Here is a 12,501-nt window from a genome sequence, read left to right as displayed (position 1 = left end):
GTCCCTCGTCTTCCCTGGTGAGAGGCGGGTATTGGCGTCGTTACGCCCATGCCTCAACCTTCGTCCGCCAGGGGGGTCCGCCACATCGGGAGAGTTCCGCATCTTCGGGCCGCCGACGGGGCCTTAGACGCGCGTGAGGGGCCTCAGGGCGCCGTCCGAAGTGCTTACGGCGGCCCTGAGGCCCCTCAGGGACCTGAGGTGACTCAGCCCACTGATGGCACGCCGAGCAGGATGTCGGTGTACTTGAGCACAGCCAGCAGCAGGCCGATGACGCCCAGCGAGACGCCGCCCCAGGCGACCGACTTGATCCATACGGGCTGCGGCTTGCCCGGCGCACCGAACGCGGGCCGGACGAGCACGAGGACGCCGACGATCAGCGCGGCCAGGGCGAACGCGCCCGCGCTCAGGGCGGTGACATGCCAGACATCCCCGTACCTGTCATCCAGCAGCTTGGCGACGTCCGGGGAATTCGACGTCGCGGATTCCAGCTGGGCCACGACGGACTGCCGCTCAGCGGCCACCGTACCGAGCCAGCTGCCGTTCAGGGAGACGAGGCCGAGCGCCGCGGAGACGACCGCGGCCGCGCCCTGGCCGACGCCGGAGGGCGCCGCTTCCGTCGCCTCGGCGGCCACCTCCTCGTGCTCGTCCCCGTCGACGGCCTCGGTCTCGGTCTCGGTCTCGGCCTCGGTCGCCTTGGTGACGTCCACGGTCTCGTCGTCGGTCTTGGTCTCGGTCGCGGTCTCGTCCACTGTCTTCGTTCCCATGTCTCGCACCGTACGGACGCTCTCTGAGAAGTGTCTTAATGATCCTTCTGCTCGGCACGCGCGCGTGCTTCGCGCCACTGAGGGGCGAGGATCGACCACACCTCCAGGTCGTGCCGCACCCCACCATAGGGGTGGGCCTCGCGGCGTACGCCGTCGCGGGTCATGCCGAGCCGCCGGGCGACGTTCAGGCTGGGCGTGTTGCCGGACGCCGCGACCCATTCGACGCGGTGGATGCCGCGCTTCTCGACCGCCCAGTCGATCAGTACCCGCATCGCCCGGGTGATGAGCCCGCGTCCGGTCGCGGCGGGCTCCAGCCAGCACCCGACCTCGCAGTTGCCGGTGGCCGCGTCGAAGTTCAGGGTGAGGACGCCGCCGACGAGTTTTCCGTCCAGCCAGATGCCGTGGTACGACGCCGTGTCCGCGGCGCGCAGGTCGGCGTACCGCTGGAGGGTCTCGCGTGCCGACGCCGGGTCGGTGGCGTTCGAGCCGAACGGGATGTACTGCCCGATGAACTCCCGGCCCCGCTCCAGGTGTGCCAGGAACTCCTCGGCGTGCCACGGCTCCAGGGGCCTGAGCTCGGCTCCGTCATCACCCAGCGGTATCGCGTACATCGCCCCGTTGCTCCTTCTCCAGTTCCGACACGACGTCGGTGAGCCTCTCATGGGCGGCGCGGGACTCGGGCGGTTCGATGCTGATGCGGGGCAGGCGCCGGTCGAGCCAGCGGGGCAGCCACCAGTTGGCGCCGCCGAGCAGGTGCATCAGGGCGGGGACGAGGAGGGTGCGCAGAACGAAGGCGTCGAGGGCGACCGCGGCGGCGAGGGCGATGCCGAACATGGCGATCACGCGGTCGCCGCTGAGGACGAAGGCGAGGAAGACCGAGATCATGATGACCGCGGCGGAGTTGATCACCCGGCCGGTCTCCGCGAGGCCGATCCGGACGGCCCGCCGGTTGTCGCCGGTCTCCAGCCACTCCTCGTACATCCGGCTGACCAGGAAGACCTGGTAGTCCATGGAGAGGCCGAAGAGGACGGACACCATGATGACCGGGAGGAACGGCTCGATCGGGCCCGCACGGCCCAGGCCCAGCAGCTCGCTGCCCCAGCCCCACTGGAAGATCGCGACGACGACACCGAAGGCGGCTGCGACGGCCGCCACGTTCATCGCGGCGGCCTTCAGCGGGATGCCGACGGACCGGAAGGCGAGCAGGAGCAGCAGACAGCCCAGGCCGATGACGACGCCGACGAACAGCGGCAGCTTGCCGACGATCACCTCGGCGAAGTCGTCGTAGCCGGCGGTCATGCCGCCGACCTGCACGTCGAGCGAGGTGCCGGTCTCGGCGCGCGGCAGGACCTCGTCGCGCAGCCGGTCGACGAGGTCGCTGGTCTGCCGTGACTGCGGGGAGGAGTCGGGTACGACGGTGAGATACGCGGTGTCGCCGCCGGTGTTGTACGTCACCGGGGTCACCGACGCGACGCCGTCGGTGGTGCGCAGGCGCGCGTCGAGGTTGTCGAGGGCGAGCTTGTCGTCGCCGCCGTCGATCTCGGTGACCAGGGTGAGCGGGCCGTTCACGCCGGGGCCGAAGCCGTCGGCGAGGAGGTCGTAGGCCTGGCGGGTGGTGGAGGACTCCGGGTTGTTGCCCTGGTCGGAGGTGCCCAGGCGCAGGCCGAGGGTGGGCAGGGCGAGGACGGTGATGACGGCCAGGGCGATCACGCCGAGCGTTCTGGGGTGGCGCTCCACGAACGCCGACCAGCGGGCGGCGAACCCGGTCGGCAGCTCGGGCTCGGGCCCGTGCTCCGTCAGCCGGCGTCGCTCGCGTCGGCTCAGGGCGCGCATCCCGATGAAGGACAGCAGGGCGGGCAGCAGGGTCACGGAGGCGGCGACCGTCAGGATCACGGTCAGGGACGCGGCTATCGCGACGCCGTTGAGGAAGCTCAGCTGAAGGATCAGCATCCCGAGCAGGGCGATGCACACGGTCGCGCCCGCGAAGACGACGGCCCGTCCGGTGGTCGCCACGGCGTTGGTGATCGACTCGGTGACGGGCAGGCCGCGTTTCAGGCCGCGCCGGTGCCGGGTGACGATGAACAGCGCGTAGTCGATGCCGACGCCGAGCCCGATGAGCATGCCGAGCATGGGCGCGAAGTCGGCCACGGTCATGGCGTGCCCGAGCAGCGCTGTGCCGGCGTACGCGGTGCCCACGCTCACCAGCGCGGTGGCGATCGGCAGCAGGGAGGCGGCGAGCGATCCGAAGGCGAGGAAGAGTACGGCGGCGGCCACGGCCACGCCGACGACCTCGGCGATGTGCCCCTGCGGCGACTCGGTGAGCCCGACGGCGCTGCCGCCGAGCTCCACCTGGAGCCCGTCGGCCTCGGCGGACTTGGCCGCGCTCACGACGGCCTGTGCCTCGCCCTTGCCGAGGCTCTCGGCGCCGGCGTCGAAGGTGACGGTGGCGTACGCCGTGTGCCCGTCCTCGCTGATCTGGGCGGCGCCCTGCTTGTCGTACGGGCTGCCCACGGCGGCGACCCCGGGCAGCTCCGCGATGTCGCCGAGGGTGCGCGTCATGGTCTGTTCGACGTCGGCGGCGCGGACGGTGCCGGACGCGGTGTGCCAGACGACGGTGTCGCTGTCGCCGCCGAGTCCCGGGAAGCCGTCCCGCAACAGCTGGGTGGCGCGGCCCGATTCGGTACCGGGAACCTCGTAGTCGTTCGAGTACGCGGAGCCGGTCACGGCGGCGGCCGCGGTCACCCCGCCGAAGGCGAGGAGCCAGAGCAGTACGGCGACGAGGCGGCGTTGGACACACCAGCGTGCAAGGGCTGCCACGAACGTGCTCCCGGGGGCGTTATGTGGATCTTTGACCGGGAGACGCCGAAACGTCGTTCATGAAGTGAACAGCCCGCAAAGAACGCATGAGCGATGTGAAGCAAACTCTCGCAGGCGCCAGTGATCATTTGCCTCGTTCGTGGGTTTATTCACACAAGTGGGAGGCAGGTCACAGGACAGCAACGGCCACTCTGTCGTCGCAGGTGGCGTCTCTCACAGAATTGCGCGGTCGTACCGGGAACTTCTCAGTCGAACTGGTCCCCCAGCGCCATCACCATCACCCCGGTGACAAGCAGCCACAGGGCCCGCCGGGTACGGCCGCGCGAGCCGAGGAACGCGGCGAGCGCGCAGACGGCGGCGCCGAGTGCATAGGCGGCCGGGACGAGAACCGGAGCGGAACCGGTGGCCCGGAGCGTCGAGGCGGCCAGCCCCGCGAGGGCGAGGAGCGCCCCGGTCACGGCCGCGGTCCAACGGGCCCGCCGCGCGACCTGCGCCGGCTCGTCGAGGTCTTCTTCGCCGTCCGCCGGATCTTCGACGTCGTCCGCCGGACCTTCTGGGTCGTCCGGTTCCTCGGCGTCCACCAGCTCCTCGGCGTGGTTGTGCTCAGGCTTCTCGGACTGCTCCTTCCGCGTCTCGGATATCTCGGAATCACCGCGTCCACTCATGGCGGGCGAGCGTAGCGCGTCGCGCCGGTAAATCGGATGCCGGTCCGAGGGGCGGGCTGCTAGCGTCCGAAGGTCCGCTGTTCCCGCGGCACACCGCCGCCGACCTGGGCAGGTGCATTGTTTGAGCGTCCGACCGAGCTCCTCCGTATCCCTTTCCGCTTCCCCGGACTCAAGGAGCCCGTTCACCGATGCCAGACATCACCCCGAGGACCTCGGATGAGGACCTCACCAAGCGGCTGACCCACGCCCGCTACCCGCGCAGCAACAGCTACGACGTCCGCTGGGTCATCGAGAACCAGATGGGCCCGAACGCACTGTGGCTGCTGGAGTGGCTGGCCCCCGCCCTCGGCCTGGACGCCCTGCGCCCCTGCGCCCGCGTCCTCGACCTGGGCTGCGGCCGGGCGATGACCTCGGTCTTCCTGGCCAGGGAGTACGACGCCCAGGTCACCGCCGCCGACCTGTGGATCAAGCCCGACGACAACGCCCGGCGCATCGCCGAGGCCGGCTTCGGCGACCGGGTGCTGCCCGTGCACGCCGAGGCCCACGACCTGCCGTTCGCCGAGGGCAGCTTCGACGCGATCGTGAGCATCGACGCGTACCACTACTTCGGAACCAACGACCTGTACCTGCCCACGCTGGCCCGGCTGCTGAAGCCGGGCGGGCGGATCGGTGTCGTCGTGCCCGCGCTCCGCGAGGAGCTGGAGGGCGTCGAACTGCCGCAGCATCTGGCGGCGTTCGGCGATCCGGGATTCTGGGCGTTCCACACCGCCGACTGGTGGCGGCGCAACTGGACGCGCACCGGCGTCGTGGAGGTCGAGACGGCCGACTGGCTGGCCGACGGCTGGCGCGACTGGCTGCTGTGGAGCGAGGCGTGCGCCGAGGAGAGCCCCGAGGCGTTCCATCGGGACATGTCCCGACGCTCCGCCGAGATGCTGCGGATCGACGAGGGCCGCCATCTCGGTTTCGTACGGGTCACAGGACGCCGTATCTGAGCACAGCTGGGGTGATGCACCAGGTCCGGTGCATCACCCCAGCGGCTGTGTGGGAACTGGGCTCAGCCCTCACTCACACCCAGCTTCTCCAGGATCAGCTCCTTGACGCGCGCCGCGTCCGCCTGACCGCGAGTCGCCTTCATGACCGCGCCGACCAGGGCGCCGGCCGCGGCGACCTTGCCGGAGCGGATCTTGTCGGCGATGCCCGGGTTGCCGGCGATGGCCTCGTCGACGGCGGCACCCAGGGCGCCCTCGTCGGAGACGACCTTCAGACCGCGCTTGTCGACGACCTCGTCCGGGGTGCCTTCGCCCGCGAGGACGCCCTCGATGACCTGGCGGGCCAGCTTGTCGTTCAGGGAGCCCTCGTTGACCAGGGCCGTGACCCTGGCGACCTGCTCCGGCGTGATGGCCAGCTCGTCCAGCGCCTTGCCCGACTCGTTGGCGCTGCGCGCCAGTTCGCCCATCCACCACTTACGCGCGGACGCGGCGTCGGCACCGGCGTCGATCGTGGCGACGATCGGGTCCAGCGCACCGGCGTTGAGGATCGCCTGCATGTCGGTGGCCGAGATGCCCCACTCCGCGAGGAGCCGGGTACGACGGGCCAGCGGCAGCTCGGGCAGGGCCGCCCGGATCTCCTCGACCCACTCGCGCGAGGGGGCCACCGGCACCAGGTCCGGCTCGGGGAAGTACCGGTAGTCCTCGGCCTCTTCCTTCACACGTCCCGAGGTCGTCGACCCGGTGTCCTCGTGGAAGTGCCGGGTCTCCTGGATGATCGTCCCGCCGGACGACAGCACGGCCGCGTGACGCTGGATCTCGAAGCGGGCCGCGCGCTCCACGGACCGCAGCGAGTTGACGTTCTTCGTCTCCGAGCGGGTACCGAACTTCTCGGTGCCGTTCGGGCGCAGCGACAGGTTCACGTCGCAGCGCATCTGCCCCATCTCCATGCGGGCTTCCGACACACCGAGCGCCTTGATGAGCTCGCGCAGCTCACGGACGTACGCCTTCGCCACCTCGGGAGCCCGCTCGCCCGCGCCCTCGATCGGCTTGGTGACGATCTCGATGAGCGGGATGCCGGCGCGGTTGTAGTCCAGCAGCGAGTGCGAGGCGCCGTGGATACGGCCCGTCGCGCCGCCGACGTGGGTCGACTTGCCGGTGTCCTCCTCCATATGCGCACGCTCGATCTCCACGCGGAAGGTCTCGCCGTCCTCCAGCTGTACGTCGAGATAGCCGTTGAAGGCGATCGGCTCGTCGTACTGGGAGGTCTGGAAGTTCTTCGGCATGTCCGGATAGAAGTAGTTCTTCCGGGCGAAACGGCACCACTCGGCGATCTCGCAGTTCAGCGCGAGACCGATCTTGATCGCGGACTCGACGCCGGTCGCGTTGACGACCGGGAGCGCGCCGGGCAGGCCGAGGCAGACGGGGCAGGTCTGCGTGTTGGCGTCCTGACCGAGTTCGGTCGAGCAACCGCAGAACATCTTGGTCTTGGTGCCGAGTTCGACATGGACCTCAAGGCCCATGACGGGGTCGTACGACGCGAGTGCGTCCTCGTACGACACCAGGTCGGTCGTGGTGGTCACGGTGAAACTTCCCTCTCAGCCCAGCAGGACGTCGTCGTCGCCCAGCCGCTTCAGCTCGCGGTAGAGGATGGCGAGTCCGGTGACGATCGCGGTGGCGGACACGGCGGCGTCGATCAGACGGAGCGTGTCGCTCTCCACGCGGGCCTTCTTGGCCTGCTTGACGACGTTGACCGCACCGAACGCGGTGGTGGCCATGGACAGGTACAGACCGGACTTGGAGTTCTTGAAGCCCTTGGCCTTGGACATTGCCTTACTCACAGCGACGGAGCCTCCTCGATCAGCGGGTGCCCCCACTTTTCCACGAAGGCCGCCTCGACGGCCGCCCCGACCTTGTACAGCCGGTCGTCCTTCAGCGCCGGGGCGATGATCTGGAGGCCGACCGGGAGGTTGTCCTCCGGTGCGAGACCGCAGGGCAGCGACATGGCCGCGTTGCCCGCGAGGTTCGTCGGGATGGTGCAGAGGTCCGCGAGGTACATCGCCATCGGGTCGTCGGCCCGCTCGCCGATCGCGAAGGCGGTGGTCGGCGTCGTCGGCGAGACGATGACGTCGACCTGCTCGAAGGCCTTCTCGAAGTCGCGGGTGATGAGCGTACGGACCTTCTGCGCGGAGCCGTAGTACGCGTCGTAGTACCCGCTCGACAGGGCGTACGTGCCGAGCATGATGCGGCGCTTGACCTCGGGGCCGAAGCCCGCCTCACGGGTGAGCGACGTGACCGCCTCGGCGGAGTTCGAGCCGTCGTCGCCGGTCCGCAGGCCGTAGCGCAGGCCGTCGAAGCGGGCGAGGTTGGAGGAGCACTCGGAGGGCGCGATCAGGTAGTACGCGGAGAGCGCGAGGTCGAAGGACGGGCAGTCCAGCTCGACGATCTCCGCGCCCAGCTCCTTGAGGAGCTCGACGGACTCGTCGAAACGCTGGATGACGCCGGCCTGGTAGCCCTCGCCGCGGAACTGCTTGACGACGCCGACGCGCATGCCCTGGACGCTGCCGTTGCGGGCGGCCTCGACGACCGGCGGGACCGGGGCGTCGATGGACGTCGAGTCCAGCGGGTCGTGCCCGGCGATGACCTCGTGCAGGAGCGCCGCATCGAGCACCGTACGCGCACAGGGCCCGCCCTGGTCCAGCGAGCTGGAGAACGCGACCATGCCGTAGCGCGAGACGGCCCCGTACGTCGGCTTCACACCGACCGTGCCGGTGACGGCGGCCGGCTGGCGGATGGAGCCGCCGGTGTCGGTGCCGATGGCGAGGGGTGCCTGGAAGGAGGCGAGCGCGGCGGACGAGCCACCGCCGGAGCCGCCGGGGATCTTGGTGAGGTCCCAGGGGTTGCCGGTCGGCCCGTAGGCGCTGTTCTCCGTCGACGACCCCATGGCGAACTCGTCCATGTTGGTCTTGCCGAGGATGACGACGTCAGCGGCCTTGAGGCGCTTGGTGAGGGTGGCGTCGTACGGCGGAATCCACCCTTCCAGGATCTTCGAACCGACGGTCGTCGGGATGCCCTCGGTGGTGAAGATGTCCTTGAGGGCGAGGGGAACACCGGCGAGCGGTCCGAGCTTCTCGCCCTTCTCCCGCTTCTCGTCGACGGCACGCGCCTGGGCCAGGGCGCCCTCGCGGTCGACGTACAGGAAGGCGTGCACCTTCTCGTCGACGGCCTCGATACGGGCGAGGTGCGCCTCGGTGACCTGCACGGCAGTGAGCTCACCGGAAGCGATCTTCGCGGCGGTCTCGGCGGCCGTGAGCTTGATGATGTTGTCCGTCATGGCGGTTAGTCCTCCCCCAGGATCTGCGGCACCTTGAAACGCTGCTGCTCCTGGGCCGGGGCGCCGGAGAGCGCCTGCTCGGGGGTGAGCGAGGGACGGACCTCGTCCTTGCGCATGACGTTCGTCAGCGGGAGCGGGTGCGAGGTCGGCGGTACGTCTTGGTCGGCGACCTCACTGACGCGTGCGACCGCGCCGATGATGTCGTCCAGCTGTCCCGCGAAGTGCTCGAGCTCTTCGGGCTTCAGCTCCAGACGCGCCAGCCGGGCGAGGTGGGCGACCTCCTCGCGCGTGATGCCAGGCATGCAGCGATCCTCTGGGGTGAGTGTGTGTGGTTTGGGGCTGGGGCTAGTCGTCCCATTCCCGTCGTCCGCCCGTAGGGCGGGTCGCGCGGTGTCTGGTGCGTGCGATCGCAAAGCGCCGGAGCGTCCTCGTGGCGGAGCCACGTGGACGATTCGGCAACGCGGCGAGCGTGCGTGCCAGGCGTCGCGCGACAGACGGGAATGGGACGACTGGCCCCAATCCTATGGGGCGGGGGACCGTGCCCGTTAAACGGTTTCGCCGGGCCCCGTTCGCGGTCACCGGCGGCGCCCGTCCGGACTCGGTCTCAGACGAGGAACAGCAGGACGGCGCTGATGAGTACGACGATCGCCGTGGCGAAGTGAATGCCGAAGGCGACGGCCTTCGTACCGCCGTGCCGCAGCACTATCAGCGTGTCGAAGAGCGGCACGATCGCCACGGCGAGCATGAACCAGGCCTCGGCGCGGGCGCCGACGAAGAACAGCAGCGCCAGGCCCAGCAGGCCGAAGGTGCCGTCGCGCAGGCCCTTGATCGAGAGGTAGGCGCCGGCGTCGCCGTCCGGCCGGGCCGGGACGCCGTAGCCGGTGGCGGCCGAGGCGGGCTGGAACAGGAACCGGTACCCGAGGAACACACAGAACAGATCGAGCACGACGGCCAGGGTGTACGCGGTCACGGTCATGTCTTCACTCCTCGCTAGCAACGCTAGGGACAGGAGCGAAGCTAGCAGAGCGGCGACAGGATGGCTAGCACTGCTAGAATTCCTGGTATGTCGATCCAGACGCGCCGGGAGCGCGAACGAGCGGAACGCGAGCGGCTGATCGTCACGGCCGCGCGGGAGCTGGCGGAGGCCGAGGGCTGGGAGGCGGTCACCACGCGTCGGCTGGCGGCCGAGATCGAGTACAGCCAGCCCGTCCTCTACAGCCACTTCAAGGGCAAGGACGCGATCATGGCGGCGGTCGCGGTGCAGGGCTGCGCCGAGATGGCCGCCGAGTTGCGTACGGCCCGGACGGCGGCGAAGGGCAGGCGCGGGGCGCTGGCGGCGGTGGGCGAGGCGTACACGGCGTTCGCACGGCGCCGACCGGCCCTGTACGACGCGATGTTCACCCATCGGGTGGATCTGCCGTTCGCCACGCCCGAGGCCCCGGCGGCCCTCCAGGAGGCCTTCGGCGAGCTGCTGGCGGCGGTCGGGCCGATCGCCGCCGAGGGCGACGATCCCGGTCTGCTCACGGAGACGTACTGGGCCGCCCTGCACGGCCTGGTGACCCTGACGCGCAGCGGCCGGCTACCGGAGGGGGCGCATCAGCGGCGACTGGAGCTGCTGACGCGGCACTTCACGGCGGGGGTGTAGCGGGGGCGAGGCGTCGGCCGTCGACGGAAGTCACTCGGCGGCGGGCAGTGCGGCGCGGGGCCGCTGCCAACCCCGGGAGCCGCGGGCCAGCAGCCACGCCGTGGTCTCCTCCGGCGGCATCGCCGCCGCGACCAGCCACCCCTGTACGGCGTCACAGCGCAGGTCCCGCAGGCGTTCCCAGGTCTCGTCGTCCTCGACGCCCTCGGCGACCACGAGCAGGCCCAGGGAGTGCGCCAGGTCGACGGTGCAGCGCACGATCTCCGCGTCCTCGTTGTCCACCGCGAGCCGCGCCACGAACGAGCGGTCGATCTTCAGCTCGCTCACGGGCAGGCGTCTGAGGTGCACGAGGGAGGAGTAGCCGGTGCCGAAGTCGTCCAGGGACATCTTCACGCCGTGCCCGGTCAGCCCGGCGAGGGTGTCGGCGGCGCGCTGCGGGTCCTCCAGCAGGACGTGTTCCGTTATCTCCAGTTGGAGCGCTCCCGCCGGGACGCCGTGCCGGGCGAGCCGCGCTGCGACGGAGCCGGCGAATCCGGGGGTGTGGACGTCGCGGGGAGAGACGTTGACCGCGACCGGCACGTACAGGCCCTGGGCACGCCACCGCGCCACCTGCCCGAGCGCCGTCTCCAGCACGTACTCCGTGAGATGCGGCATCAGCCCCGACGTCTCGGCGATCGCTATGAACTCGTCCGGCGGCACCTTCCCGCGCTCCGGATGCACCCAGCGCACCAGGGCCTCCAGGCCGGCGACCTGACCGTCGAAGCGGACCTTCGGCTGGTAGTGCAGCTCGACCTCGTGCGCGTCCAGGGCGCGGCGCAGATCCCCCAGCAGGCCCAGCCGGTCCGGGGTGTTCGAGTCCCGCTTCGACTCGTAGACCTCTACGCCCGTACGGTCCCGCTTCGCCTGGTACATCGCCACGTCCGCGCGCCGCAGCAACCCCTCCGCGTCAAGGGCGTGGTCGGGGAAGACCGCGACGCCGGCACTGGCTTCCAGCACCAGGGTGAGGCCGTCGAGGTCGAGCGGGGAGCTGAGGGCGGCGACCAGACTGCGGGCCACCCGGGTCGCGGACGTCGTGGAGTCGGCGACCGGCAGTAAGACGGCGAACTCGTCGCCGCCGAGCCGTGCGGCCTCCGCTCCGCGCGGCAGGGCGAGGCGCAGCCGGTCTGCTATCTGCAACAGCAACCGGTCTCCGGCGAGATGACCGAGCGTGTCGTTGACCGATCGGAAACGGTCGAGGTCGATCAGCATCAGGGCGGACCGGGCGCCGATGCGCTCGGCGTCGTCGAGCGCGGTCCAGATCCGTTCCAGCAGCCACTGCCGGTTGGGCAGCCCGGTCAGCGGGTCGCGCAGCTGCTCCTCCGCGCGCGCCCGAGCGATCCACAGGGTGGAGTCGAGGGCGATGAGCGGGATGGCGAACAGCGGCAGCAGCAGGGGCTTGGCGAGGGCGACCACACACACCAGCGGCGCGATGCCGAGCAGCGCGACCGCGACCAGGCCCTGTCGGACCAGGGCGGTGCGGGCGACGGTGGGCAGGCCGCCGCGCGGGGCGTTCAGATACCAGAGCAGAACCCGGGTGACCGCGAGATAGGCGGCGGCGACGAGCACCACGCCGGGTGCGGTGTAGAGCGTCCAGGTGTCCGGGTCCCAGGGGGTCTCGACGGTCGGCACGCGGCCGAAGGCGGCCAGCACCAGGGCGCCGGCGGCGATGCCGAGGATGTCCACCGCGCCGTGCAGCACGCCCTGCCGCCAGCGGCCCCGGCGGGCGATGCCGACCAGCACCACCACGGTGAGGCTGACCATGCCGGCGGGGACCCAGCCGTACAGCATCAGCACGGCGAGGGTGAGGGCGGCGCCGGAGCCGGTGCCGCCCCACCAGCGGGCGCGGCCGAGTGCGACCAGGTGGCCGACGATGATGCCGGTCAGCACGGCCAGGGACCAGCCGACGGTGCCGGACGGGAAGAGGGCGTGGTCGCCGGTGAACGCCCGGTAGAACCCGGCGCCGAGGACGAACCCGGCCGCCGCGACGACGGCCGCGGGCAGCGCGGGCCAGGACAGGTGCCCGCCGTGGTCGGAGTCGGGCAGCCCGGCGGTGCGTTCGGCGTCGAGCCGCACGGAGGCGTGGCCGTCCGCCGCGGTGCGCTGCCCGGTGCCGCTCGTGGCGTCTCTTTCCATGCGCGAACGCTCCGCGCTTCGCGCCGCCCATCCCCGCCACGCGCCGGCCATCCGGCGCAGCCGTGAGTCGGGGGCGGCGCTCTCGGTCGGTTCCATTCCCGTCCCTCTCACAGCCGGCGGT

At 70.7% G+C, this 12,501-nt stretch carries 12 protein-coding genes; 2 read left to right on the top strand and 10 right to left on the bottom strand.

Annotation, left to right across the window (positions count from 1 at the left end; translation table 11 throughout):
* Positions 1-203: 203 nt before the first annotated feature.
* The 4 genes from KUM44_RS41980 to KUM44_RS41965 all read right to left on the bottom strand — a co-directional run bounded on the left by KUM44_RS41980 (position 204) and on the right by KUM44_RS41965 (position 4,246).
* Positions 204-764 (bottom strand): hypothetical protein, encoded by a 561-nt coding sequence (locus KUM44_RS41980; protein ID WP_217215027.1) that lies wholly within the window; start codon positions 762-764, stop codon positions 204-206.
* Between the two features lie 35 nt (positions 765-799).
* Positions 800-1,375, bottom strand: coding sequence for a GNAT family N-acetyltransferase (locus KUM44_RS41975; RefSeq protein WP_217215026.1), 576 nt, complete (start codon positions 1,373-1,375; stop codon positions 800-802).
* The gene (locus tag KUM44_RS41970) at positions 1,353-3,581 is read right to left on the bottom strand and encodes an MMPL family transporter (protein WP_217215025.1); all 2,229 of its coding nucleotides are present in this window, start codon (positions 3,579-3,581) and stop codon (positions 1,353-1,355) included. The genes KUM44_RS41975 and KUM44_RS41970 overlap by 23 nt, the downstream gene beginning before the upstream one ends.
* 245 nt (positions 3,582-3,826) lie before the next feature.
* Positions 3,827-4,246, bottom strand: coding sequence for a DUF1275 domain-containing protein (locus tag KUM44_RS41965; RefSeq protein ID WP_217215024.1), 420 nt, complete (start codon positions 4,244-4,246; stop codon positions 3,827-3,829).
* A gap of 188 nt (positions 4,247-4,434) precedes the next feature.
* Between KUM44_RS41965 and KUM44_RS41960 the strand changes: the two genes are divergently transcribed.
* Positions 4,435-5,238, top strand: coding sequence for a cyclopropane-fatty-acyl-phospholipid synthase family protein (locus KUM44_RS41960; protein ID WP_217215023.1), 804 nt, complete (start codon positions 4,435-4,437; stop codon positions 5,236-5,238).
* A 62-nt stretch (positions 5,239-5,300) separates the two neighbouring features.
* Here KUM44_RS41960 and gatB read toward each other — a convergent pair whose 3' ends face one another.
* The 5 genes from gatB to KUM44_RS41935 form a co-directional block, all read right to left on the bottom strand.
* The gene (gatB, locus tag KUM44_RS41955; protein ID WP_217215022.1) at positions 5,301-6,815 is read right to left on the bottom strand and encodes an Asp-tRNA(Asn)/Glu-tRNA(Gln) amidotransferase subunit GatB; all 1,515 of its coding nucleotides are present in this window, start codon (positions 6,813-6,815) and stop codon (positions 5,301-5,303) included.
* 15 nt (positions 6,816-6,830) lie between these two features.
* Entirely contained in the window at positions 6,831-7,073 is a 243-nt protein-coding gene (locus tag KUM44_RS41950; RefSeq protein ID WP_079055846.1) for a hypothetical protein, read from the bottom strand.
* The gene (gene gatA / locus KUM44_RS41945; RefSeq protein ID WP_217215021.1) at positions 7,070-8,566 is read right to left on the bottom strand and encodes an Asp-tRNA(Asn)/Glu-tRNA(Gln) amidotransferase subunit GatA; all 1,497 of its coding nucleotides are present in this window, start codon (positions 8,564-8,566) and stop codon (positions 7,070-7,072) included. Before gatA ends, KUM44_RS41950 begins: the two co-directional genes overlap by 4 nt.
* A gap of 5 nt (positions 8,567-8,571) precedes the next feature.
* Entirely contained in the window at positions 8,572-8,868 is a 297-nt protein-coding gene (gatC, locus tag KUM44_RS41940; RefSeq protein ID WP_030851400.1) for an Asp-tRNA(Asn)/Glu-tRNA(Gln) amidotransferase subunit GatC, read from the bottom strand.
* 302 nt (positions 8,869-9,170) lie between these two features.
* Positions 9,171-9,542 carry a DUF4267 domain-containing protein gene (locus tag KUM44_RS41935; protein WP_217215020.1) on the bottom strand — a complete coding sequence of 124 codons (372 nt, stop codon included), beginning with the start codon at positions 9,540-9,542 and terminating at the stop codon, positions 9,171-9,173.
* 87 nt (positions 9,543-9,629) lie between these two features.
* Between KUM44_RS41935 and KUM44_RS41930 the strand changes: the two genes are divergently transcribed.
* Positions 9,630-10,211, top strand: a complete 582-nt coding sequence (locus KUM44_RS41930; protein ID WP_217215019.1) for a TetR/AcrR family transcriptional regulator — start codon at positions 9,630-9,632, stop codon at positions 10,209-10,211.
* Between the two features lie 30 nt (positions 10,212-10,241).
* Here KUM44_RS41930 and KUM44_RS41925 read toward each other — a convergent pair whose 3' ends face one another.
* On the bottom strand, positions 10,242-12,476 hold the full coding sequence (locus KUM44_RS41925; protein WP_217215018.1) for a bifunctional diguanylate cyclase/phosphodiesterase: 2,235 nt from the start codon (positions 12,474-12,476) through the stop codon (positions 10,242-10,244).
* Positions 12,477-12,501 lie beyond the last annotated feature (25 nt).

The sequence above is a fragment of the Streptomyces sp. AC550_RSS872 genome (genome assembly GCF_019049285.1).
Classification (GTDB): domain Bacteria; phylum Actinomycetota; class Actinomycetes; order Streptomycetales; family Streptomycetaceae; genus Streptomyces.
The sequence above is the reverse complement of the archived record's forward strand: the minus strand, read 5'-3'. Positions and strand labels throughout refer to the sequence as shown.